The organism is Actinomyces vulturis, assembly GCF_001687305.1.
Taxonomy (GTDB): Bacteria; Actinomycetota; Actinomycetes; order Actinomycetales; family Actinomycetaceae; genus Actinomyces; species Actinomyces vulturis.
In genome coordinates, this window is sequence record NZ_LZRK01000004.1 from 251,354 (window position 1) to 277,138 (window position 25,785).

At 52.8% G+C, this 25,785-nt stretch carries 17 protein-coding genes and 1 CRISPR repeat array; of the genes, 1 reads left to right on the forward strand and 16 read right to left on the reverse strand.

Going from position 1 to position 25,785, the window contains the following annotated elements; all coding sequences use genetic code 11:
* Positions 1–28: 28 nt before the first annotated feature.
* The 3 genes from ftsZ to murC all read right to left on the reverse strand — a co-directional run bounded on the left by ftsZ (position 29) and on the right by murC (position 4,290).
* Positions 29–1,264 carry a cell division protein FtsZ gene (gene ftsZ / locus A9753_RS07915; protein WP_067782888.1) on the reverse strand — a complete coding sequence of 412 codons (1,236 nt, stop codon included), beginning with the start codon at positions 1,262–1,264 and terminating at the stop codon, positions 29–31.
* Between the two features lie 444 nt (positions 1,265–1,708).
* A complete protein-coding gene (locus A9753_RS07920) occupies positions 1,709–2,812 on the reverse strand; it encodes a cell division protein FtsQ/DivIB (RefSeq protein WP_083090415.1) in 1,104 nt (367 codons plus the stop codon).
* A complete protein-coding gene (murC, locus tag A9753_RS07925) occupies positions 2,809–4,290 on the reverse strand; it encodes a UDP-N-acetylmuramate--L-alanine ligase (RefSeq protein WP_067782891.1) in 1,482 nt (493 codons plus the stop codon). Before murC ends, A9753_RS07920 begins: the two co-directional genes overlap by 4 nt.
* A gap of 182 nt (positions 4,291–4,472) precedes the next feature.
* On the opposite strand from murC, the gene A9753_RS07930 reads away from it, so the two are divergent.
* Positions 4,473–4,808 carry a hypothetical protein gene (locus A9753_RS07930; protein WP_141673362.1) on the forward strand — a complete coding sequence of 112 codons (336 nt, stop codon included), beginning with the start codon at positions 4,473–4,475 and terminating at the stop codon, positions 4,806–4,808.
* Positions 4,809–5,223: 415 nt separating this feature from the next.
* Positions 5,224–8,203: a CRISPR direct-repeat array (repeat unit 36 nt; unit sequence GTTGAGAATTAGTTATCTCCCCCTTTGATAGACTTC).
* A gap of 49 nt (positions 8,204–8,252) precedes the next feature.
* Here the strand turns inward: A9753_RS07930 and cas2 are convergent.
* The 13 genes from cas2 to mraZ all read right to left on the reverse strand — a co-directional run bounded on the left by cas2 (position 8,253) and on the right by mraZ (position 25,518).
* Positions 8,253–8,573 (reverse strand): CRISPR-associated endonuclease Cas2, encoded by a 321-nt coding sequence (cas2, locus tag A9753_RS07935; RefSeq protein WP_067782898.1) that lies wholly within the window; start codon positions 8,571–8,573, stop codon positions 8,253–8,255.
* Positions 8,574–8,579: 6 nt separating this feature from the next.
* Positions 8,580–9,470, reverse strand: coding sequence for a type II CRISPR-associated endonuclease Cas1 (gene cas1, locus A9753_RS07940; protein WP_067782901.1), 891 nt, complete (start codon positions 9,468–9,470; stop codon positions 8,580–8,582).
* Positions 9,470–12,808, reverse strand: coding sequence for a type II CRISPR RNA-guided endonuclease Cas9 (gene cas9 / locus A9753_RS07945; protein WP_067782903.1), 3,339 nt, complete (start codon positions 12,806–12,808; stop codon positions 9,470–9,472). Before cas9 ends, cas1 begins: the two co-directional genes overlap by 1 nt.
* 264 nt (positions 12,809–13,072) lie before the next feature.
* A complete protein-coding gene (gene murG, locus A9753_RS07950) occupies positions 13,073–14,212 on the reverse strand; it encodes an undecaprenyldiphospho-muramoylpentapeptide beta-N-acetylglucosaminyltransferase (protein ID WP_083090416.1) in 1,140 nt (379 codons plus the stop codon).
* Positions 14,205–15,563 carry a peptidoglycan glycosyltransferase FtsW gene (locus A9753_RS07955; RefSeq protein ID WP_083090417.1) on the reverse strand — a complete coding sequence of 453 codons (1,359 nt, stop codon included), beginning with the start codon at positions 15,561–15,563 and terminating at the stop codon, positions 14,205–14,207. The genes murG and A9753_RS07955 overlap by 8 nt, the downstream gene beginning before the upstream one ends.
* Complete coding sequence (gene murD, locus A9753_RS07960) at positions 15,560–17,038, reverse strand: UDP-N-acetylmuramoyl-L-alanine--D-glutamate ligase (protein WP_067782909.1); 1,479 nt, start codon at positions 17,036–17,038, stop codon at positions 15,560–15,562. Before murD ends, A9753_RS07955 begins: the two co-directional genes overlap by 4 nt.
* Positions 17,035–18,123 carry a phospho-N-acetylmuramoyl-pentapeptide-transferase gene (gene mraY / locus A9753_RS07965; RefSeq protein ID WP_067782912.1) on the reverse strand — a complete coding sequence of 363 codons (1,089 nt, stop codon included), beginning with the start codon at positions 18,121–18,123 and terminating at the stop codon, positions 17,035–17,037. Before mraY ends, murD begins: the two co-directional genes overlap by 4 nt.
* Positions 18,120–19,529, reverse strand: coding sequence for a UDP-N-acetylmuramoyl-tripeptide--D-alanyl-D-alanine ligase (locus A9753_RS07970; protein WP_067782915.1), 1,410 nt, complete (start codon positions 19,527–19,529; stop codon positions 18,120–18,122). The genes mraY and A9753_RS07970 overlap by 4 nt, the downstream gene beginning before the upstream one ends.
* A complete protein-coding gene (locus tag A9753_RS10075; RefSeq protein ID WP_245637414.1) occupies positions 19,514–21,304 on the reverse strand; it encodes a Mur ligase family protein in 1,791 nt (596 codons plus the stop codon). The genes A9753_RS07970 and A9753_RS10075 overlap by 16 nt, the downstream gene beginning before the upstream one ends.
* Before the next feature lie 80 nt (positions 21,305–21,384).
* Positions 21,385–23,172, reverse strand: a complete 1,788-nt coding sequence (locus A9753_RS07980; protein WP_067782917.1) for a peptidoglycan D,D-transpeptidase FtsI family protein — start codon at positions 23,170–23,172, stop codon at positions 21,385–21,387.
* Positions 23,169–23,852 carry a cell division protein FtsL gene (ftsL, locus tag A9753_RS09840; protein ID WP_067782920.1) on the reverse strand — a complete coding sequence of 228 codons (684 nt, stop codon included), beginning with the start codon at positions 23,850–23,852 and terminating at the stop codon, positions 23,169–23,171. Before ftsL ends, A9753_RS07980 begins: the two co-directional genes overlap by 4 nt.
* A complete protein-coding gene (gene rsmH / locus A9753_RS07990) occupies positions 23,849–24,946 on the reverse strand; it encodes a 16S rRNA (cytosine(1402)-N(4))-methyltransferase RsmH (protein ID WP_067782922.1) in 1,098 nt (365 codons plus the stop codon). Before rsmH ends, ftsL begins: the two co-directional genes overlap by 4 nt.
* 140 nt (positions 24,947–25,086) lie before the next feature.
* A complete protein-coding gene (mraZ, locus tag A9753_RS07995) occupies positions 25,087–25,518 on the reverse strand; it encodes a division/cell wall cluster transcriptional repressor MraZ (RefSeq protein WP_067782925.1) in 432 nt (143 codons plus the stop codon).
* Positions 25,519–25,785: the final 267 nt, after the last annotated feature.

The following is a 25,785-nucleotide window of genomic DNA, read 5'->3' on the forward strand; positions in this document are numbered from 1 at the left end:
AGGCGTACCCGCTTGTGTTACTGAAGGCTCAGCGGAGGAAGTCGGGGAGGTCGATTTCGTCCGTGACGGCCATGGGTTCCATGGTGGGAGGAGTATCGAGTTCCACGGGGCTGAGATCGCTTGCAGTGTCATCGACATAGGCGGGGACCTCACTGGTGGCTGCGCTGGCAGCAACGGGGGCCTCGGTTGCGGGCTGTGCTGCTGCTGCAGCGAGCGGGGATGCGGGCTGAGCGACGGGGCGTTCTGCACGATGGGAGGAGACACGCTGGGGGCGCTGCTGGGCGACGACGGGAGCCTTGGGTGCTTCCTTGGTCTGCGTCTGTTCGTCGAAGCCTGCGGCGATCACGGTGACGCGTACTTCGTCTCCTAAAGTGCCGTCAACGACGTTACCGAAGATGATGTTGGCTTCGGGGTGAACTGCTTCGCGAACGAGTTCGGCAGCTTGGCTGATTTCGAACAAGCCAAGATCGCTACCACCTTGGAAGAAGAGGAGCACGCCGTGTGCGCCGTCGATGGAGGTTTCGAGCAGTGGGGAGGCGATCGCCATTTCGGTGGCCTGGACTGCACGGTCTTCACCGGTTGCTGCGCCAATACCCATGAGGGCGCCACCTGCGTCCTGCATGACGGACTTAACGTCGTTGAAGTCGACGTTAATCAGGCCGGGGGTGGTGATGAGTTCGGTGATGCCCTGAACGCCTTGGAGAAGGACTTGGTCAGCCTGTTTAAAGGCGTCAACCACGCTGATGTTGCGGTCAGCGATGGCCAAGAGGCGTTCGTTGGGGATGACGATAAGGGTGTCAACCTCGGCGCGCAGGTCGTTGACGCCGGCTTCTGCCTGTGCGCTGCGACGCTTGCCTTCGAAGTTGAAGGGGCGGGTGACCACGCCGATGGTCAGGGCACCCAGGGAGCGGGCGATCCGTGCTACGACGGGTGCGCCACCAGTGCCGGTACCGCCGCCTTCGCCTGCGGTCACGAATACCATGTCAGCGCCTTCGAGGTTTTCGCGGATTTGATCTTCGTGATCTTCGGCGGCTTTCTTGCCGATGGACGGGTCGGCACCTGCACCGAGTCCTCGGGTGATGTCACGGCCAACGTCGAGTTTGACATCGGCGTCACTCATGAGAAGTGCTTGGGCGTCGGTGTTGACTGCAATGAATTCGACGCCGCGCAGCCCTGCTTCAATCATGCGGTTGACGGCGTTGACGCCGCCGCCGCCCACACCAACCACCTTGATGACTGCTTGGTAGTGCTGAGATTCCGCCACTGGTGTGCCTTCCGCTGGTGTGCTTAACTCCCGAAATAAGCCCTAAACCTTAACTTTAGGTTTAGACTTATGTCACGTTTATCATGACGGAGTGAACGGTACGGCACCTGGCACATGCCTTGGGGATTTCTTTCGGTGTGTCTCTAATGTGCTAAAAAACGCCAGTCACACACCCCAAAAATCAGCCCTAAATAACCAAAGCACCTGCCTGAAACACACCCAAGCCGGCACCTCCAAGCCAGCCAAATAATCAGGGCATGAGGAGAGTAACCACGTCATAAGGGACCAGAACGAGACAGGGGTCCCTCACCTCAGACTAAGAAAACAAGGCGAGACTTTCTCAAGGCCACAGAATCGAGACAAGGTTCCCTCAGCACACGAAGGTGAAGCAAGGCTCGTTCAGATCACAAAGACAAAGCAAAGTTCATTCAGGCCACGAAAAGGTTAGGACGTGGTGGGGTTATTCGGAGCCGAGACGTCATAGACATTAGCCTCGCGCGTAATAAGGACACCGAGTACTTCGGCCTTGAAATCATCATCTTCGCTAGTTCCCCACACCACACGCTGGCCACCATCGAGGGTCAAGGAAATCATGCCGGCGGCAGAGATTGCAGCACTGGATACGCGCGCACGGGTCGACGGGTTCAGCGCACCCACTGCTTCAGAGACTGCGAGCACTTGCTCTTCGCTTAGCGTTTGTCCCTCCGGTGGTGCAGTGATTGAGACGGTACCGGTCGTGGGCGCAGGCGCGGTTTCCAGCACCACACCGTGTGCGTCCATAATCGCGTATCCGTCGTCAGTCTTCATGGCCACCACAGGAGTGCGCATCGTGAGAACTACGGTGATGCCGTGAGGCCAGTTACGGCGAACAGTTGCGTCCTCAACACGAACGAGTGAATCAGCAACCTTCTGCCCCACCGCGTTCACGTCCAGCATGATCAGTGAGGTGCCCGCATAAGGCTGCACAAGTTCAGTAACTTGTTCAGAACTCACGCTTCCATCAGAACCACTAACAGACACGTCCTGCATTTTCAGGCCCAGCAGCGGAGAGGCCAACAAAAGCCATCCAATTACTACCGCCACCACAGCCACGATGGCAATGTCGCGGATGCGCTTCTTTTTGCGTGTCCGTTCGGCGGTGCGCTTTTCTTGAAGACGCTCTTCTAACCCCATGGACACCACAGAATCAGTACGCTGGGGGTGGATGATTTCGGCAGGCTTGTTGCGTCGAACAGGAAGATGCGGCAACGCTACTTTTACACGCTCAGCAACGCGGGAAACGCGACTCTTGACACTCTCCTCGCGTGCCTCATCCTCTTGAACTTTGTGGGGCGACGCCGCATGGTCACTAATTTCGCGTCGCTGCGTTCCATCATTCTTTTCTAAAGGGTCATCAAAAAGGCCAGACTCCCCCGGCTCATCGACGGTAGGGCGAATCGAGGCGGGGCGTTGACGCTGGGCACCGTTAGGCCGCACAGGCCCTGGCCTACGCGGCGTTCCTAGGCGACGCGGGCCGCCGGGACGTGTACCAGCGCCCGATGGGCTCATGCCCGCTCCTGAAGAATGCTCAAAATCTGGGGGCCTGCTTGAGTAATAGAGCCTGCACCAACGGTGATGACAAGGTCATTGGCCTGAGCCAGATCAACAATTGCCGGGGCCACATTAGCTAAGTCACCCACGAGGGTAACTGACTCAGGATTCATGTGTTGAGCAATGATGGCACTGGTGACGTGGGGGAACTGCTCTTGAGTTTCACGGGCCGGGTAAATGTCTGCGAGCACCACGGCGTGTGCACCGGAAAGAGCTTGAGCAAAACGCTCGGCAAAGTTTTCGGTACGGGAGAATAAGTGGGGTTGGAAGGCGAGGATGAGTCGGCCGCCACGCTCGCGGGCTACGGGCAGGGCAGAGGTGACCAGGGCTGCCACTTCTGTGGGGTGGTGTGCATAATCATCCATCACACGGACGCCTGCTGCCTCACCACGCAACTCAAAACGGCGCCCCGTTCCGGTGAAGGTGCCCAAGGATTGCGCCATGACCTGGGGTTCTACACCGATGAGTACACCAGCGAGCCACGCGCTCGCAGCGTTGAGGACCACGTGATCGCCGGGCATCGCCAGAGTTATATCGACGCTCAGGCCACATACCAGAGGTTCTCCCAGCCATGCTGCGCTTGCAGGCACAGTCATCGTGATGGTGGCGCGAGTGGTTCCGGGCTGGCGGTCACGGATAACGAGTTGAGCGTGGGGGCTACGAAGTTCCGCAATACCCTCACCCTGGGCGACAATGCCCGGTCCTTGACCGTAGGTGATGACGTGGAGACCGTCAGTAATAGCTTTTTCGGCGACACGTCTTGCCCCCGGATCATCGGAGCAGATGATGAGAGTGCCGTCTGGGGTGAGGCGGTGAGCGAAGTCAACAAATGCTGCTTCGAAGTTCTCGGTGGAACCGTAGGTATCAAGGTGGTCAGGCTCGACGTTAGTGACAATTTCGATGGCGGGGCGGTAGTTGAGGAAGGAGCGATCAGATTCGTCTGCCTCGGCAACGAATACTCCCCCATTGCCCATGTGCGCACCGGTTCCCAAAGCACTGACCACTCCGCCTACTGCGAAAGAAGGATCCGCCCCTGCGGCAGTCAGGGCTTGGGCAAGCATGCCTGAGGTGGTGGTCTTGCCGTGTGCTCCCGCCACGGCCACAAAAGCCTGCTCACGTGCGGCCAGAGCGAGGGCCTCAGAGCGGTGAAGGATTTCTTGTCCGCGCGAGCGAGCCACAACCAACTGGGGGTTTGTTTCCTTGATGGCGGTGGAAATAACGACTGTTGCTTCCTCGGGAAGGTCAGCCGGGTCGTGTCCGATGAGGACAGGGATGGACTGGTCTCGTAACGCCTGGCAGGTTGGTGAGTCTGCGGCGTCAGCTCCGGCAACGGTGGCACCCTGAGAGGCAAGTAGTTGAGCGACAACGCTCATGCCTGCCCCGCCGATTCCGAGGAGGAAGAAATGGCGGCCAGCCAGTGATGATGTGGTAGTCATGAGGCGCCTTTCGTTATGGGGGCACGGCAAGCGTGCATGGCTTGTTTATGCCTATCACACCTTGCTTGTTTTCCTCAGTATCTGCACCTTGGCGTAGCCAATGTGTGACGGGTTTGTAACTGTCAGTACACTAAGATGGCAGCAACAACTTTTCTTCAACGATGCAGAAAACTGGTGAGATTGTGCTGAACAAAAAGGTGTACGTCTTTATGGCTGTGATACTCCTCGGACTAGCATTGTGGAGCGCCGCCAACAAGATGTGGACTATCGCCCTGATGGAAGTTGTGATCGCAGCGATTTTCTGGCACCAGTTACTGAACTACCCTTCTGATGAGTCGGTCAAGCGCCTGGAATACGTCAAGCATTTGCCGAATCCTCCCTCCAAGGTGGTACGCCAGTATCGCCTGAAGCATCCTGAACTGTCATTAACAGACGCGATTGCCGATCTGAAGGGCGCTCCCCCGCTCAAGGACGGCAAGTTTGTTCCGCCTTCCCCTAAGAAAAAGACTCAGGGCTAATCGGTGCCTTGGCCACACAGTTGAGTATCCCAACAGAATTCATCATCCACTCGAATTCTATGGCCTTCTACCCATTGCTTTCTTTTCCATCTCTCGCTCTTTTCTTCTCCATTCTAAGTAAAGTTAGTAATAACTGCTTAATTCTTGAATTAAGTCAACGTAACTGATTTATTTTTCCTAATTGCCATTACTACGAAGGCGAAGAATTGATGAATTTAAGCCACAAAATGATTTATACATGTTGATAATCAGCATTCCCACTGATAAACTTCCGTGGCATTTGCAGTTCAAGTGAACCCCGCTGAGAATTAGTTCCCTAACAAACCGCCGCTCTGGCACCACCGCCAGAGCGGCGGGAGGGGTAAGAGTTATCGCCAGTAAACACCTCAAAGAAATTCTCATCAGAAGTTAATTTGACAAGAATTAGTTATCTCCCCCTTTGATAGATTTCTTTGATCTTTCCCCGAATGCCTCCCTCAGTTGAGAATTAGTTATCTCCCCCTTTGATAGACTTCGCCCACACAACTACTGGTTTAACACTGCGTTGAGAATTAGTTATCTCCCCCTTTGATAGACTTCCGCGTTTCTTCTTCTTGTTGCTCATGCCGTTGAGAATTAGTTATCTCCCCCTTTGATAGACTTCTCCCTCCTCATCGAGGCGAGCAGGGCCTGTTGAGAATTAGTTATCTCCCCCTTTGATAGACTTCGAACTCTGCGTGAAGTGTACTGAAAGAGGTTGAGAATTAGTTATCTCCCCCTTTGATAGACTTCCCGCGCCACTATCCCGCACCGCATCGCCGTTGAGAATTAGTTATCTCCCCCTTTGATAGACTTCGATCAACCACGCGCACTGGAGGCACAAGGTTGAGAATTAGTTATCTCCCCCTTTGATAGACTTCCTCGGAATCGACCCCACCGAATACCACCGTTGAGAATTAGTTATCTCCCCCTTTGATAGACTTCAAGCAAACGAGGCACCAGAAGCAGCGCCGTTGAGAATTAGTTATCTCCCCCTTTGATAGACTTCAAACCAGCCCCGGAGCAGGTCATTGCGCGTTGAGAATTAGTTATCTCCCCCTTTGATAGACTTCACATTCACATGGGGCCACCTCACCGCCGGTTGAGAATTAGTTATCTCCCCCTTTGATAGACTTCCGGACCCACGCCGAAAAAGTCCGGGGCTGTTGAGAATTAGTTATCTCCCCCTTTGATAGACTTCGTCACCTTTGACCAGGCGTAGGAAAGCCGTTGAGAATTAGTTATCTCCCCCTTTGATAGACTTCGCCCTCGTTATCTGCCCTGGTCAGCACAGTTGAGAATTAGTTATCTCCCCCTTTGATAGACTTCCCTGGCTCGCAGAAAACGTGGTTGTTCCGTTGAGAATTAGTTATCTCCCCCTTTGATAGACTTCCACTTCCGAAGCAACGTCTTTACCGGAGGTTGAGAATTAGTTATCTCCCCCTTTGATAGACTTCCAGTTACCCACCGTCAAGCCTGCGCCGCGTTGAGAATTAGTTATCTCCCCCTTTGATAGACTTCGGACTGGACTTACAAAGTAACTGAGTATGTTGAGAATTAGTTATCTCCCCCTTTGATAGACTTCGTGCTTGGTGACATTAAGCCGGACTACGGTTGAGAATTAGTTATCTCCCCCTTTGATAGACTTCTTTCACAAACACGATCACGATTCATCACGTTGAGAATTAGTTATCTCCCCCTTTGATAGACTTCGTATTCAAATAAACACGACGCATCAAACGTTGAGAATTAGTTATCTCCCCCTTTGATAGACTTCGCCCTGCGCTTCATCATTCGACTTGAAAGTTGAGAATTAGTTATCTCCCCCTTTGATAGACTTCCGCCTTAAGCATCTGGGACCACATGTCCGTTGAGAATTAGTTATCTCCCCCTTTGATAGACTTCGCAAGAGGTGGCGGCGTGTGAGTGCTGGGTTGAGAATTAGTTATCTCCCCCTTTGATAGACTTCCGAACCATTGGAGAGAGGTTCACGCGCGGTTGAGAATTAGTTATCTCCCCCTTTGATAGACTTCTATCTCCCTCAGAGGGCAGTTGAATCTTGTTGAGAATTAGTTATCTCCCCCTTTGATAGACTTCCGCCTATACGCCCTGAGTTCTTCTTCGTGTTGAGAATTAGTTATCTCCCCCTTTGATAGACTTCAGAAGCATAAGGAATAATCCCTTAAGTGGTTGAGAATTAGTTATCTCCCCCTTTGATAGACTTCCCAGTGCGAACCAGAGCCCATCCAGCGGGTTGAGAATTAGTTATCTCCCCCTTTGATAGACTTCGCCTTTGGCATACATGACTGCAGGAATTGTTGAGAATTAGTTATCTCCCCCTTTGATAGACTTCCGGTGGTGAACGTTTACGTCACGTCAGAGTTGAGAATTAGTTATCTCCCCCTTTGATAGACTTCTACGAGGAAGAAAACGCCGCCGAGGACGGTTGAGAATTAGTTATCTCCCCCTTTGATAGACTTCAGAGACCTTGATTTCCGTGACGCTTATCGTTGAGAATTAGTTATCTCCCCCTTTGATAGACTTCGAAATCGCGCCGTATAGAGACTTCTACTGTTGAGAATTAGTTATCTCCCCCTTTGATAGACTTCTACACCACGCCAAACGGTTTGGCACTTGGTTGAGAATTAGTTATCTCCCCCTTTGATAGACTTCAGCATGGAAACGGTCAGGCCCTCATGGTGTTGAGAATTAGTTATCTCCCCCTTTGATAGACTTCGGCAGCAATATCGTTCAGGTGTCTACCTGTTGAGAATTAGTTATCTCCCCCTTTGATAGACTTCTCGTGACCTGTTGATTGATCGACGTCGTGTTGAGAATTAGTTATCTCCCCCTTTGATAGACTTCGTGCGCTACTTGGAATCTCATGGCCTAAGTTGAGAATTAGTTATCTCCCCCTTTGATAGACTTCTCAAGTCAACATCTTCGATCCGATGGGTGTTGAGAATTAGTTATCTCCCCCTTTGATAGACTTCTTTGGCTCAAGTGAGTATTCTGCTATGTGTTGAGAATTAGTTATCTCCCCCTTTGATAGACTTCCTGTTCCCTGACGCAAAGCCTCTGAACAGTTGAGAATTAGTTATCTCCCCCTTTGATAGACTTCCGGAACCAACACGGCCGGATGGATGAGTGTTGAGAATTAGTTATCTCCCCCTTTGATAGACTTCCTTCAAGCATTGACAAGATCGTGATCGGGTTGAGAATTAGTTATCTCCCCCTTTGATAGACTTCTTTTATCAAAAGTACCCCGCCGAGTCAGGTTGAGAATTAGTTATCTCCCCCTTTGATAGACTTCTAAATCGCCGTAGGCAGCGCGAATATCGGTTGAGAATTAGTTATCTCCCCCTTTGATAGACTTCAGAGGGGGAGATTTTCATTGATTTTCCAACCAAAACTGGAAGTTCAACGTCAAAAAAACATTAGTTGACCAGGAGTCTCTGGAGCATCTTGCTCCTGCGCATTACAAAAACGAAAAGCCTTACTCCACTGGGTATCAGAAAGATAAACAATGGTTACCTGGCCCTGTGCAGGCAGATTTCTTACGACCGCTTTCACTCTCGCATGATCACCAGAAGGAGACGGGTTGTATCGCACATACACTGAAAGTTGGACCCTAAAGAAACCCAAATCCAATAAAGCATTTCTGAAATGATTTGCGTCGCGTCGCTGCGCTTTCGTTTCCGTAGGAAGATCAAACATCACGAGGCACCACATCGGATCATCAGCCATTAATCTTTACTTCCCTGAACGGAAAATCGGTACCTCTAAAGAAACCACCTCGTTTTCGACATAACGGCCATAAGCCTGCGCAAGGAATTCCATCGCCGTAGAAACACGAGTTCCCTCTGCCAAAAAAGGTGCATCCGCAGCAGCAACAAGACTGCGCTTTACATCAGGATCATCTACCGATACATCATCTCCGTACTGTGCTACAACCCAATCAATAGTTGGACGAAAAGGTTCAATTAGATCATCAGCAAGATTAAAAGGATTAGAGCGCCCATGATGAAATACTCCAAGCGCAGGAACTAACCCAGCCGCAATTACCGCACGGATAGCAAAGCCACGAAGAATCATGTACCCATAATTCAATGCCGCATTGACACCTGGTATGTCAGGATCGCGGCGAAAATCATCCCCGAACAATGACTGCCAATACAGACGCGCGGCCTGTGCTTCCACATTCGACGAATCGCCAGAACGAACAGTGCTGGCCAGGTGCCGAATCGTTCGATACCCGGGTTCAGACAAACCTTCTAAACAATTAGCCTGTCCATGAATCTTTGCCCGAACAATTGATTTCCATGCCTGTTTTCTTTTCGGCATTGCTAACGCTGCCTGCGCATTAGCACGCGCTCCCACACGCGAATGATAACTCCAAGCCCAACAAGCCGATTCAGGAACCCCACGCCAATCGCAAAACAACACAGACACCTGAGCCGAAGTCAAACGATGAATCGCGGCTGAAGAAAAACTAACTGACGGTCCAACAAGCAGAACAGCAATATCTTCCACGGCAACATCTGTTGTCCCGTGTTGATTCGTAATACGTATTGCCCCACGAACAGAGTGGATCTCTCCCTCAAGGTGAGAACAGTCAATTATTCTCCAGCCGCGATCACGCATTAAGGCCTCACTTCAATAGTCCCAAGCCTATAAGGTGACAAGCCAACCGGATATCCGAGAGCATTACGACGAACGACTCGAATCTTGTTCGAAAACAAAGTAGATAACGTCACTATCCATCCCTTCTCCTGAAGAATCTTTTTTTCACTCTTAGACGCATCGCTAGCAAGTCCCTCACCTGCCATCATGGCAGGACGCAAACGAAGACGCGTCGCCTCAGGGAAACCATCAACAACCCAATGAGTAGTTCCTGGATAGATCGCAGAAAACTCGCTAAGAACACCGATCTCATCAACATGAGGAATCAGCAGTTCATCACCCACAACAAGTTCTGTCATAAATTCAGCAATCCCATGTTCCAAAGCACTACGCAAAGCAGGTTCACACGATCGGACAGAAATCGACTGCGGCGCTAAAGGAACTGAAAAAAGATCCTCATTGTGGTGTTTGAGAAGATCACACGCAAACACACGGACCATCCCAATTTTCATCTTGTTACCACGCGCTGCCGGATAACGATAAATACGCGCATGGTGAATAGTGCCACCAATTTCCGCGCTTCCACCTCGAACCTTAATCTGTGGAGCGCCCGACGCGAAAAACTCAACCTCATCATGAGAATGAACACGAGTACCTTGAAGATTTATTGTGCGGGATTGGTTTTCAGGTAATCCCTTTCCAGCAACATAATCTGGGTGTCTAGTGAGAGCGCACCACAATGCTGGGGTAGCTGCCCTATCAATCAACGATTCAGGAATTTCCTCAAATAACTGATGTTTCTCAAGTTCATGAATCGTGTCATCATGTGCGCGCCCACCTCCAAGACGTATGCGGAGTTGACGTTGCACACTAATCTGATCGTTATCCAACGCCCGTTGGGTAATTTCAGCAAGTGTTCCCATGTTCTTTACCCATTGATCAAAGATTTGCCTATCGGCAAACTCCTTGCCGGTGAAAGACTTCCACGTGTCAACCAGTTGCCTCCCCTCATCGTCACGTACGGTCGCATCCTGTTGTGCTCTCTTCATCTGAGAACGCAAAGCCAAGACCTCCGCAACTTTAGGGCGCATCATGGCAATCACAAGCGCATCAACAGCGTGATGGCGGCGATCCAAGCGTTGTTTGCCCTTGCCTCCGATCATCGTAATTCGGTTCTCAAACCCTGAAGCCTTACGCGCTTCAGCCGTAATAGATCCGCGGAAAACCCTTACCTTAGTGTCAGGGTAGGCATAGTCCAGGCGGAAGCGTAACTCACGTGCCATCCACGCAACAGATTCCATACTTCGCGTATCAAAAGGAGGATCATCAACACGTTGCTTAAAACGGCGGATCACATCACTTTGAAGCCGCGAGAACTGCTTCCCCGGGAACATCTTCGGGTCTTTCACCCAAAACTTCACACGAGCGACAGCTTCATCCACGCTTACTCCTGCGATACCACAGTTCTCAGCCCATACAGCGAACGGAATATTCGTCTTTGACCGATTACACCGGCCACACACTGCGACAAGATTACTTACAGTCGAATCGGATGTACTGTCTTTACGAGGAATAATATGATCCATCTCCGCAGTGTTGAACGTAATCACGTCACCGCAGTATGCGCACTGGCCATTTTGCCGTTGTAACGCAGAAAAACGCCGAACATCCGACCCGCGTAACTTAGAACGAATGCCCATACGTTGCGCGATTTCATTAGCCATCTGAAGGCGACGCTGAGCGCGTGTATCCATCTCCCTCGTCAATGAGCGGGATGAGGCTTCAGACATGAACGCACTTCGAACATGTTCAATATTAATTCGTTGAGGTGCTCCCCAACGCTTCGTTGCTTCACGAACATAATCGTTGACGATGGTCAATACGCGATCTACTGCAGGGTTACCCACAGGTTCTTTCACGGGCGCTGCAGGCGGCCGCCAACCAGGAGAAACACCAAACTCTGTTGTCAATGCATCAGTTAATGAACATCCCTCACTAAGCATGCACGCAGTAAGACGCTTTAACGAGTCTTCTGAGTATGCGGCACGACCCACTTGGAGAACCAATTCATCAAGTGCAAGTTGGTCACTATCGTTAAGCGTTCCATACCATTCAATAATGGCATCACTCATCTCGTTATCAACGAGATAAGAAATCATCTCCCCTCTCAGTTCACGAGACGCCGATTTCCACCATTCACGTAACGCCTTAATTTTGCTTTTCATCATCGCCTGATGAGTAACGTTCGTTGGAGGGCGCCTCGCAAATGATTCATTATCAACATCGAGATCGGCTAAACCGCCTAAACGATTCCGGGGAACTCCGATAACCTCGGCAACATCGCTCCACGATACTGATTCCAGTTTTTGTGTAACGAATCCATCGTTAAGAAATTCAAATGCTGAAGCATACTCGTCAAGTGTCAACGGGCGTTTAATGCCGCCCTCTCGCACATACAAGTTCCCTAGCGCTGAAGCAATGCGATATTCCTGAAAGATCAGTGATGCACGAGAGGCACGTCGTAAACGCTCCTGTCCGGGTAACGAATCATGCCCCACGCGTGAGACCGAAGAACCTTTAGGAGACTGAGAACGAAAAACCAGACGAATCCAGTCTTTCCACTCTGCTTCATCGATATGTTGGACCTGTGCAATTTCACGAAGTTCAGCAGCATGATCTGACTGAGCGGTTTTTCCGAGTGGCACCACATCAACATTGCTGTTTTTCGACGCATTGCCACGAAGACGAATACCTACATCAAACACTTCTTCACCGGAGTTTGATGTGCGCGTAGCCAACAACATCACCACGCGAGTGAGTGATAAATCGTCACCAACTTCTTCATTCAGGTATTCACTCACACGGCGCCGAAAGTCTACGAGAAACTCACTGTCAGGCTGACTCTCAAACAGAGATTCTACTTTTGTATACGGGTTACGCCAGCCACGGTGGCGAGCCATGTGCCGAAGAACTACAGCGATCATCTCTTTTCGGCGATGCTCATCAGGAATGTACTCAGAAAGTAATTCCTCTCGGAAGAACCATGGTTGAGCAGGATTCTTATAGTCCGCCGAAGAAGGCAACGGGTAAGCATGATTGATCAACCATTGATCCAATGCCTTCAAACGGCGACGTTCTTCTCGAAAACGTCGACGAGTACGACGAGCGATTCCGCCAATTTTCAACAAGGTATCAGCGCTCTTACGATGCTCTTTACTCACACCCGAGTCGTGAATAATTGACGTAGCACTCAGTATCCCTAAAGGCACCTGATCCTTGTTGATTTCCACAGAACATAAACCAACAGAATTGCTACCAACATCGATACCGATGACGTAATTCTTTGGGTCTTTCAGCATGATTATCCTCAGCGCTCGTCACGAACATACGAATAATCACATGATAATTCTCTTCACTGACAAAAATACGAAAAATGAGAAATAAAAACCCGGGCCTGTAAAACAGAACCCGGGGAGAAGTCAGGCCGCTAACGAGTCGACCCTTATTGAGAATTAGTTACCTTCAGTATAAGGAAAGACACAAGAGTGGTCAAGCCACCTCTTTTCCACTCTCCTCAAAATAAGCATGCCGAAAAGACTGAGAGAATCATAAAAGAAAAGCGATCACAACCCCTGAGCGGCAACAATGCTTGCCAGGCGAGAGGCGCCATCAACCACACCAGACTGAGCGGCATTACGGGACATGGTGAGCATACGCTGGTCATCACACACACCGGCCATGAACTCACCGAGCGTCTCCGGAGTGCACTGTGCGTCAGGAACCATAATGCCACCGCCAGCAGCCACCACGTCCGCACAGTTGCGCTTTTGCTCACCGTTGCCGATGGGAAGCGGCACGTACATGGCCGGCAGGCCCACAGCAGTCAGTTCAGCAACGGTGCCAGCACCTGAACGGCAGACCACGGCGGTCGCCAGGCTAAGCGCCTGGTCCATGTCGTTGAGGTAGTCAAGTACCTTATAGCGCTCCCCTACTCCTGCCTTCTCAACAGCATCTCGCACCGGCTGATCCTTGCCACAGCCGGTAAGGTGAAGCACCTGGATGCCTCCGGGAAGACCTGCCTCGATCACGCCGCAGACCGCTTCGTTAATGTGCTGAGCCCCCAGTGATCCACCCGTGATGAGTACGGTAGGCATTGACGGGTCCATGCCCAACTGCTGTGCTGCATGAGCTCGGCGGGCACCGCGCTTAGCAGGGTCACGCAAGTCAGCAGCGAGGTCTTCAATTGCTTTGCGCAGCGGCATGCCCACCACACTAGTTTCACCGCGGCGAGCAGTAAGTGGGGTGGATTCGAAAGTCAGGGCAACAGCCTTAGCCGTGCGCGCACCAACCTTGTTGGCTAGGCCTGGGCGAGCGTTCTGTTCGTGGATCACCACGGGAATGCCCAGGCTCTTGGCTGCCAGGTAGGCTGGGGTGGAGACGTAGCCACCAAAGCCCACCACAACATCAGCATTAACGGCGCGGATGGCTACTTTCGCCTGATTGATTGCTCCCTTGAGACGAGCAGGAAGTTTAAGCAGATCTGCACTGGGCTTACGAGGGAGAGGAACACGGTCCACCACGCTCATCTCGTATCCGGCTTGAGGAACTAGACGTGCTTCAAGGCCCTCACGGGTTCCCAGGATGCGAACGGTGGCACCGTGCTCATTCACCAGGGCGTGTGCTGTGGCCAGGAGAGGATTAACGTGTCCGGCTGTGCCTCCACCAGCGAGTAGTACACGCAGCGGTGATGATGAATCAGGCACGATTTTTTCTCCTTGACGCAGTAACGGCGAGTGTTTTTGCCATGGAACTAGAACGTGATTCTAATGCCTGTTGCGCTCCAGGCTCATGACGTGCGAAAGCAAGTAGCACACCAATAGCCAAAAGGACAGAAACGAGAGCGCTACCACCAGCACTAACCAAAGGCAGTGGCACACCAAGCACGGGAAGCAAGCCAACAACAACCATGATATTGATCAGTGCCTGGCCAATAATCCACGCTGTGATGGATGCCCCCACCACAGACACATACAGGTCATTAGAACGGCGAATAATACGCATGGCACTAGCGCCAATGGCAATAAAGAGCACAAGAACAAGGAGCGTCCCCACAAGTCCAAACTCTTCACCGAGCACAGCGTAGATGTAATCCGAGTCCGCCTGAGTAAGGTAGCCCCACTTTTGGCGAGACGATCCTGGGCCCACACCAGTCAGTCCGCCAGTGGCTAATGCCCACATGCCATGTTTAGGTTGATAGCCCACGCCAGTAGGATCGGCCAGTTCGGGGTGGAGCCAGGCGTTGATACGTGCACGGCGGTTAGCACTAAGCATAGTCAGGACACCCACACCAAATGATCCAACTACTGCACCGGAAATAAACCAGGCTTTTCCTAGCCCTCCCATCCATGCGCCTGCTGCGACCAGGAGCACCATGACAATCACAGTGCCCAAGTCACCACCGGCAAGCACAGATACCACCGGAATACCAACAACAATAAAAATAACGAGTGCGCTACGTTTCCAGTTGGGTTTCATCTCAGCGATCCACGTAGCAATCAGGCCGAGACACAGGGCTACACCAAGTTTGACCAATTCACTAGGCTGAGCTGTACCAATACCGGGCACCGCAATCCAGTTACAGTTACCGTACACACAGATACCAACGTGGGGAACAAACACAAGTCCTTGCAAGACAATGGCAATAATCAAACCGATAGGGGCGATACGTTTAATCCAACTGATGCTCATGCGGGAAATGCCCCACATGCCTGCTACGCCAGCTACGGCAAAGATCAGATAACGAATGAAACTAGTAAAGGGATTGATGTCTTCGGACACAAGGCTGACCACGCGGGCGGAAAACACCATAACCAAACCGATGACGAGCAGAGCCATCGTGGACAAGAGCAGCACGTAATAGGACAAAGTAGTCATCTCGCCGTCGACAGGGCCGTCCGGACCTGTGAGACGAAAAAGCAATCCTTTAAGGCCCCGGTTTCCTCCATCACGGGAAGTGATTCCTGAGGACGCAGAATGGTGAGTCGCCACCGAAGTTTTTTTCGGTGACGGCTCATCTGACTGTTCTGAGGGGGCGTTGTGAGGGAACCACTTCATCGCGTTGCCTGACTGGTTATCATGGCGCGCACAGCATCAGCGAAAAGATCTCCGCGTTGGCCGTAGTTATCGAACTGGTCCCATGACGCGCATGCTGGGGCAAGAAGAACAGTGTCGCCACGCTGAGCCAGAAGCACTGCTTCGCGGACCACCGTAGTCATGAGTTCTTCGGGTAATTGATCGGGCAGGCTTACTACGGGAATACCCATAGGAACCAGTAAAGCATTGAGTTGCGAATGATCTTTACCAATAAGAATGGCGGCACGCAGTGCAGGGGCGACTGTAGCAACCAATTCAGTGAAATCAGCCCCCTTAGTGTCTCCCCCGGCAATCCATACGGCAGTTCCCGGAGTAACACTACGTAATGCGGCCATCGCAGCGTGGGGATTAGTCGCTTTGGAATCGTCAATCCAGGTCACATCAGCATGGTTGGCCACAACGACGCTACGGTGAGCGCCTGGATGGAAAGTGGACATTGCCTGGGCAATCACCTCAGGACAAACATCCACAGAGCGAGCCAACGCGGTGGCCGCTAAGGCATCAGTAACCAGATGGACGGGCAAACGTGACACATCACCGGCTGGCGCCAAATGAGATAGGTCATGCAGAGTAAAAAGTTCGATACCTGAGGCGTGACGTTCAGCGTGAAAAGCTCGATCGATAACAAGGTCATCGACCAGTCCAATTTGCCCCACGCTTGGTGTACCCACAGTAACGCCAATGGCGCGGCAACCATCAATGACGTCAGCATCTTCAACCATCGTGAGGGTTTCATCCTGTCCCACGGTGTAGATAGCCGCAATACGGGTGTTCGCATATACCTTGGCTTTGTCTGCCGTATAAGCCTCCATGGTGCCATGCCAGTTGAGGTGGTCGGGGGCCACGTTCAGACAAGTCGAGGCAGTAGGTTCCACGCTCAAAGTAGTGTGGAGCTGAAAGGAGGAGAGTTCCACAGGAAGGACATCTGCTTGGCCGGAGGCAACAATTTCGATGATCGGGGTTCCCACGTTACCTACGGCAGGGGCGTTAAACCCTGCAGTAGTCAAGATATGAGAGAGCATCGAGACGGTGGTCGTTTTGCCGTCTGTACCGGTGATAGTAAGCCACGGAATATCACGGTCCATGTCCCGTTGCAGACGCCAGGCCAGTTCGACTTCACTAACCACGTCCACGCCGTGACGTTCACATACACCATAGGCAGGGTGGGTGGGCGGGATGCCAGGACTGATCATCACGCATTCATATTCGCGTTCACTAAGTGCTTGGCTGAGTTCATCGGCAAGAGCCTGAGGATCCTCGTTGATGATGGTGCGAGTCACACCACTAGGGAGCGGGACGCTGCGTCCGTCACATGCGGTGACTTCTGCTCCACAGTCCAATGCGACACGAACAACTGCCTGGCCGGTGGTTCCTAGACCCACCACGCCCAGGGCTTTGCCTGACCAGAGTTGGTCCAATTCCACCGAGGTACTCACTGTGCTAACCACTCCGCGTAAAAGATTCCAAGTCCTAGTGCCACGCACAAGCCGGCAACGATCCAAAAACGAATCACCACGTTCACTTCAGGCCATCCCTTGAGCTCAAAGTGATGGTGCAATGGTGCCATCTTGAAGACACGTTTGCCGGTAGTTTTGAACGAGGCAATCTGGATGACATCACTCATGACTTCAGCCAGGAAAAGACCGCCAATGATCACGGCAAGGAATTCTGTACGGGTGAGGATACTCAGGCCAGCTAGGGCGCCACCTAAGGCGAGGGAGCCCGTATCCCCCATAAAGATTTGCGCGGGAGAAGCGTTCCACCACAGGAAACCAAAACATGCGCCCATAAGTGCTGCAGCCACCATCGTAAGGTCGCGTGGATCGCGGACCTGATAGCAGGTGGTGAGCAAATCATAGGGGTGGGCATACACGCACGTCTGGTTAGTCTGCCATACACCAATGAGGGTATAGGCGGCAAAGACCATAGTGGAGGCACCAGCGGCCAAACCATCTAAACCGTCGGTGAGGTTCACGGCATTTGACCAAGCGGTGATAAGGAAGTTGGCCCACAAAATAAAGAGAACAAAGCCCACGGCTGCCCCTGCGAAGGCTAAATCCCAGGCGGTATCTCGAGTGAAAGAAATACGCGTGGATGCGGGAGTCAGCCCATTGCGATCAGCAAAATACAAAGCAAAAATCGAGAAGGTGATACCGATAAACGCTTGTCCAACGATTTTTTGCCAGGCTTTTAATCCCAACGATCGTTGTTTAGAAATTTTTTCAAAGTCATCAAGGAAACCAATAAGCCCCAGTCCCACGATGAGGAAAATCAGTAATAAGCCACTGGCTCGTGGAACACGCATCAGTGCGAGGTTGGCAACTCCGTAACCAAGGACAGTCGATGCCACGATGATCACACCACCCATAGTGGGAGTGCCACGTTTCGTGAAGTGTCCCGTGGGGCCGTCTTGACGGATGAACTGACCGTATTGTTTCTTCACCAAGTACTTGATGAAGAACGGTGTACCCAGGAGGGTAGCGAGCATCGCCACCGCACCAGAAATCAAAATGGCAATCATGCAACGCTCTCCTGCAGCAGGCGATCGGCCACGCGCCAGGCGCCCGATCCGTGGGAGCCCTTGATGAGAACACAGTCGCCAGCCTCTACGAGGGAGTCGAGCTGTTCAAGGAGCTGCTCTACATTCTCATAATGAAGCACCTCCACGCCTGCTTCACGCGCGGCGCGGCTCATCGGTGTGGCCAGGTTCCCAATCGTGATGAGCAAATCAGTGCCAACTTCAGCAGCTTTCTTACCGCATCTTTCGTGCACGTCATCACTGCTCTCCCCCAACTCAAGCATGGCTGAAGCAATGACAACCTTGTGCCGAGTGCCAGCCAAGGTTGGCAAGCAAGCGAGAGAAGCCGTCATCGAATCAAGGTTGGCGTTGTAGGAGTCATCCACTATGAGTGCTCCGCATGCTAGTTCACGAACGTCCATACGGTGAGGGCTGAGAATGGTCGCTTCACTCATGACTTGGGCGGCTTGTTCAGCACTCATCCCCAGATTCATCGCCATGGTCATAGCCGCTAAAGCGTTAGAGACGTTATGAATGCCAGGGAACTTCAATTCAACGGGGTATTGCCCCTCTTCACAAGAGAGCGTGAAAGTAGCGCAGCCTCGTTCATTCAAAGCAACGTTAATGGCTCGGACGGTCGCCTCAGGGTTTCCCGATGCGGAAAAAGTCACCACGCTGGCAGGCGCACGGTCTGCCATGGCAACTGAGCGCTCGTCGTCGGCATTAAGGATGGCAAGCCCTTCGGGATACAGACCATCAATAATTTCTGCTTTTGCGCGCGCCACCGCTTCAATAGAGCCGAAGCCACCCATGTGAGCGTGACCCACCATCAGCACACAGGCAATATCAAGCGGTGCAATAGCCGTAAGTTCGTCGATGTGGCCGGGGCCGGAAGCTCCCATTTCGAGCACAAGGTAACGAGTAGAAGCATCCGCTTCCAAAACTGTCAGAGGCAAGCCAATTTCATTGTTGAAACTGAGGCGGGGTGCCACCGTGTTGCCGAGTACTTCAGCTAACTGCCGAGTGAGATCCTTGGTAGTGGTTTTCCCCACGGAGCCAGTCATCCCCAAGACAGTAATCTCTCCGTTGGCGCGAAGAGACTCCAAGTGAACTGTTGCTAAGCGACCAAGAGCAAGAACACAATCATCAACGAGGATATGAGGGGCATCCACGGGGCGCTGAGCAATAACAAGAACGGTTCCCACTTCACCAGCGGTGGCAGTTGCGTAATCATGCCCGTCAACCTTTTCGCCAACGATAGCAACAAAAACGCTTCCTTCGATGGCCTGGCGTGAGTCGATGACCACGGGGCCTTCAATAAGAGTGTCAGCCTCCATGCCGTGAAGTTCACCGTTGACGGCTTGGGCAATCTGGGCTGCGGTCATTAAGACGCTCATGCATTTCCCCATTTCTTGGTGGTGGCCTCAGCCATAACGGGTGCGTCGTTGTAGGCGATAAATTCATCAGCAATTTCGAGGAAAGGCTCGTGGCCCTTACCGGTGACAATCACCGTATCGTCAGGACCGCACAGTTCCACGCCGCGACGCACTGCATCACCACGCCATGTGGTGATTTCCTCAACATCATGCATATCGGGGCGAACACTGCGAATCCCCTCAAGGATTGCTTGACGAATCGTCGCGGGATCTTCACTACGAGGATTCTCATCAGTCACCACAAGAACATCAGCCAGTTCTGCAGCCACCTGCCCAAGCATGGGACGCTTGCCCTGATCGCGGTCACCATCAGAGCCGAAAACCACGATGAGTTTACCCGGGGTAATAGGACGCACAGCCTTGAGAGCCAAATCAAGTGCGTCAGGTGTGTGAGCAAAATCCACGATAGTCAAGCCACGAATGCCATCGCGCTGGGTAATACGCTGCATACGTCCGGGAATGTTATGAGCATTAGCCAACGCGTGGGCAGCAACCTTAGGCTCCACACCCACAGCAATAGCCATCACCAGGGCCAGTGCGGCATTCTGAACATTCACCAAACCGGGCAGAGGGCACGAAGCCTCAATAAGTACGCCATCAGGGCCATGAAGAGTGAAAGTAGTGGCAGAGGTATCCAAAGAAACACGTGCATCAGTGACGTACCAATCTGCGGGGAAAGGAGCCGCTCCCCCTGCAGGATCTGCACTCAACGGCGCTTGAGTCTCAGGAACACCATTCTGTACGGCAGCAACCGCTGATGCCATGCTCACTCCAGCGAAAGCACCGGCAGGTGGAATGGCAGAATCAGTCATGGCCTGAGCCATCGCCATAGATTCATTACGAGCCAACTCCTGCTCCTGGCAAGACTCTTCAGGCTCGTAAGCGCGCAAAGTGATCACATCAATCTCACCGCGTGAACGAATATCAAGAGCAAGTTGAGCACCCCACTGATCATCTACACACACCACACCTCGCCTAGTGAACTCAGGAGTAAACAACTGGCTCTTAGCCTGAAGATATTCCTCCATAGTGTGATGGAAATCGAGATGATCGCGTTGAAGATTGGTGAAGCCAGCAACGTCAATATGAGTGCCAGTCAAGCGCCCCAAACAAATAGCGTGAGACGAAGCCTCAAGACTTGCTGCACCCACGTTCTTCTCACGAGACAATGCCAGAAGACGCTGAAGTACGGGTGCTTCCACAGTGGTACGTGGCGAGGGAACGGACTCATCTGCGACGCGCAGTTCAACAGTTCCAGCCACCATACAAGCACCAACATGTGCGCTAAGCATCGCTTCAAGGAAGTAAGCCGTAGTGGTTTTACCGTTCGTTCCGGTCACCGCAGTGGTGATGAGGCTCCTCGAAGGAAAGTCATAAACAATCGCAGAGATGGTACCCACCAGTGCGCGAGGATCGTCACAGACAAGGAGAGGAAGAGAGAGCCCTGCTTCCCGGACCATCATGGCCCCGCGCTCATCAGTAAGGATGGCGCAAGCGCCGGCTTTTGCAACTTGCGATGCAAACTGCGCGCCATGGACACGTGCACCAGGCAGTGCCACGAAAAGTTCTCCGGAGGCAATGTCAGAAGAGTCCACGCTCACGCCCGTGACGAGAGTATGGCTAGCCGAAGCCTCCGATGTGCTCTCATGCCAGTGCACGGCGTCGACCTGCGCGAGTTGTCCCAATGTCAGCGGACGCAGGGAACCTGGGCGCAGGTGGGCAGCTGAAGCGTAGGCAGAGTTACTCATAATGTCTCAATCTATCGCGGCTGAACGGATGTGACCTAAGTGTGACCCCGCGTCGGAGAGCTGTAACCGAACGGTGACCATCACGATTCATCCTCTTTCTTCTCAGATTGCACCTGAGCGATCACCGTAGGATCAGGAGCCACACCGAGTGCATGCATAGCGGCAAGAGCAACTTCACGGAAGACGGGACCTGCTACCTCACCACCATAAATCGCTGCTCGGGGATGATAGACGGTCACGGCAATAGCGATGACAGGGTCTTTAGCAGGCATAAACCCAACAAACGAGGCAACCGTTCCACCTTCACCGGTAAGAATTTCCGTAGTACCAGTCTTACCAGCTACCAGGTAACCATCAAGGGCAGCTTCTTCTGCAGTACCGCCCTTTTCGGTAACCTTAATGAGCATGTCGGTCAGCAACGCGGCATGTTGTTCATCGAGAACACGAATACCTTCGGGCTGGGGCTCAGGATGCTCCACGCCGTCATGATCGATCCGAGATTCGATCACGCGTGGGGGCACGCGCACACCCTTATTAGCGACGGTTGCCAAAACGGCAACACTCTGAAGCGCTGTCGTGGCAACACCTTGGCCAAACATGGTGGTGTAACGCTGACGCCCATCCCATGCATCAGGGCCAAGGAGAATGCCTGCTGATTCGGCTGGCATTTGAATACCCGTCTTTTCACCCCACCCCATGGCGTGCATCATGTCGTAACGCGCTTGGTCAGAGACGGTGTCACCAATTTGGACAGTACCGACGTTGGAACTCTCGGCAAGAACCTCCGCGGTGGTAAGAATTTCAACGGGATGGGAATGGGAATCCTCAAACACCTGGCCATTAGGCGCTGTCCAGGTGTCAGGAATAGTCCACTTCTGCTCAGGAGTAATAGTTCCTTCGTGAAGGGCAGTAGCAAAAGTAACAACCTTACCCACCGAACCCGGTTCGAAAATTGCTTCCACAATCCGGCAGCGGCGGTCAGCCTCAGGGGTTGCACCGGGATCTGAAGGATTAACAGAGTTCGAATCCGCCATCACCAATAGTTTGCCGGTAGCGGGATCCATCACCACCACGCTACCCCAGTCGGCACTCATCTTTTTCACCTGAGCGTCAATGGCTTGCTGAGCTACAGCCTGCAAATCAGGATGAAGAGTGGTTTTGACAGTCTCACCACTAATGGCTTTCTCATCTTCTTGTTTACCAGTGGGGATAATGGCGCCTGAACGGCCCACTTCGACGCTTCCCTTACCGTCTTTACCGGTGAGGATGTCATTTTGTGTCATCTCCAAGCCTGCAGCACCGATGAGGGTACGCCCTTCCCCCTCGGTCGTGAAGCCAAGGACGTTACCGGCAAGGGTATCTGCAGGGTAGACGCGCCGGGTTCGTTGATCGGGTTCCACGCCGGGAATGCCAAGTGCTTTAACTTCACGCCAAGTGTCAGGCGGAAGGTCTTCAGCAATGACCCGATAGGTAGATTCACCTACAAGCTGAGCCCCAAGTTCCTGGGGGTCGCGCCCCAACACGGGCGCAAGTAACTGCGCCGCCGCCGCAGGACCATGACCGATGACACGGTACTCCTTTTGGCCAGTTGCCGGATCTTTGTACTCTTCAGTGCGCTCAAATTGGCTGATTTTGATTTGGTTTACGCCAATGTCGTAAGTGATAGCACTGGTAGCCAGAACTTGTCCGTCTCGCGCCACAATGTCACCGCGCGGCGCGCGGTTAATCCAGGTGACGGTACGTTCTTGAAGGGCTTGAGAGGCTAACGAGGATGCCTGAGAAACCTGGATCCAGGCGAGTTTACCTCCGACAAGTCCAAACGCACCGAGTCCAGCCAGTTGAAGTACACGACGCCGAGTGGCACTCACTGTCCTGAGTCTCCAGAACCAGCAGAGTCTTCGTGTGCGTCACTTCCTGTGATCTGATCGGTAGCGTTCTCCGAAGGAGTTTCTTCTGTAACTTCATCAGCGGCGTTATCAACAACGGGTGCTTCCACGCTAACTTCACTATCCGACGCAGCATCACCATCAGCGGACTGAGTTTGAGTGTCAGAGGCTACTGCAGGAGCAGCGGGGGCGTCTTGAGCAGCACCTGCCGAGACTGCCGGCGGTGGCGGAAGAGGGGTTCCTGCTGCTGCTTCACCACCGTCTACTTGACGGCGAGAAATATCAACCACGCCGGGGATTCCTGCAGGGACCATGCCCAGTGCTGCAGCACGTGAGCGAAGTGCTTCAGGGGTGCTAGCACGCTGAACTTGGGTGCGCAGAGTTTCGTTGTGGTCTTGAAGTTCGGCAAGTTCGATCTGTGCTTGGTGCATGTTGTAGGCAGTCTCCGCCATTTTGGCGTTGAGTACCATCGGAACAACAAGAGCCACAAGCATCATGACCACCATAAGAGCGTAGACAGGCAAGGCTCGCTTGCCCGGGGCTACTGCACGAACCACGGTGAGGTTGGGTTTAGTAACGGGGGCAACGGAGGGGCGACGTGCCGGTGCATGTGCACGACTACGACCAGGAGCGGTGTAACCAGGTGCTGCTGCTGCGCTCATGCTCTCCTCCTTGCTTGAGTCGTCTGTGTGGTGCTCTTATGTGATCGGTGTGATCGGCGATTGTCTATGAGGGAAGTAGCCGGTGCCTCGCTCGATGGTCGAAGCCGGGTACAGGCACGCAATCGCACAGGGGCAGATCGTGGATTAGCAGCGATGTCCTCATCACTGGCTCGTTCTGCTCCACGAGTAACAACGTCGAGGTAAGGCTTGTGATCATCGGGAATGATAGGAAGATCAGCAGGAACATTGCTGATGGAACCTGCAGTGAAGGCACGCTTGACCATGCGATCTTCAAGTGACTGGTAAGACTCCACCACAAGGCGCCCACCTACCCGAATGGAATCGATAGCCGCGGGAATAGCATTCTCAAGAACCTCAAGTTCACTATTCACGGCAATACGCAGCGCCTGAAAAGTGCGCTTAGCGGGGTTACCACCTGTACGACGGGCAGCTGCAGGAATAGATGAGCGCACGACGTCGACAAGAGCAGAGGTATCGGTGACCGGGGTACCTTTATCGCGAAGGCTCACGATAGTTCGAGCAATTTTGCTAGCGAACTTTTCTTCGCCATAGGTGCGAAGAATACGAGTGATCTCACGTTCGTCAGCGGTGTCGAGAATGCTCTGAGCCGTAACAGAGCTGGTACGGTCCATGCGCATGTCCAAGGGAGCGGGACGTGCGTAGGAAAAACCACGATCTGCCTCATCAAGTTGAAGAGAAGAGACTCCCAAATCCATGAGAATGCCATCAACTCCACCGTCACGGCCGAACTCATCGCAGATCTCGCCAGCAACATCGTCGACGTGGTCATAAGTGGTGTGGACTGCACGAAAACGCTTGCCGAAGCGTTCGAGGCGTTTACTGGCTACTTCGATAGCTTGAAGATCGCGGTCAATCCCTACCACGGTGAGGTGGGGGAAGCGTTCGAGGGCCCCCTCAGTATGGCCGCCCATCCCAAGAGTGCAGTCGATCATAACTGGCTGATCCACATCGAAGGCGGGAGCAAGAAGATCGAGGCAACGCTGAAGGAGCACAGGCGTATGCAGTTGCGCGGCATCACGATCGGTGATGCGTGCTGCGCAATCAGCGACCATCGCTCGCTCCTTCCTAAGTCAATCGGGGGTGCCTGAGCACCGGTCAGGGGGATACCGTCCCCGGAGCCAGGACTCCTCCCGCAAGTTCCGGCATAGGGGAAGTTATGCCGGATGCTCGGGTGGAGACCTCACACCGGGGTTTAGAAGAAACCAGGAATGATTTCTTCTGCGGTATCAGCAAAAACGCTTTCCTGAGCATTCAGGTAGGCGTTCCATGCATCCTCATCCCATATTTCAACGCGGGATCCTGCACCGATCACGGCGAGATTGCGCTGAAGTTTTGCGTAGGCACGTAACGGCGAAGGAAGCGTGATACGGCCTTGCTTATCGGGGATTTGGCTATCTGCGCCGGAGAGCATGACGCGGATGTAATCGCGTGCCTGCTTTTGTGCCAACGGTGCTTCCCGGAGTTGGGCGTACATGCGCTCGAACTCCGCGATAGGAAAGGCATAAAGGCAGTGCTCTTGGCCTCGGGTCAGGACCACTCCCCCAGCAAGTTCATCGCGGAATTTCGCGGGGAGGATGAGACGACCCTTGTCGTCGAGATGAGGCGCGTAGGTCCCCAAGAACATGGGGCGCTCCTTCCTCCCGACGATCCAGATACCCCCACACTACTCCACTTCCCTCCCTTTTGACCCATTTTGTTATCAATTCCTTCGTCACAAAGGGACTTTTCATTGAATTTTCAATGTGGAGCAAAGTGGAGCAACTTCCAGCCCTCTCATCCCTTCGGCGTGGCGCACAAAAGAGACATTTCCCTAGCGCCGCAATAAAAACCGCCACTATCCGGCAAAAAGAAAAACGACGGAGCAAAGTGGAGTGCAATGCAATCAATTGAT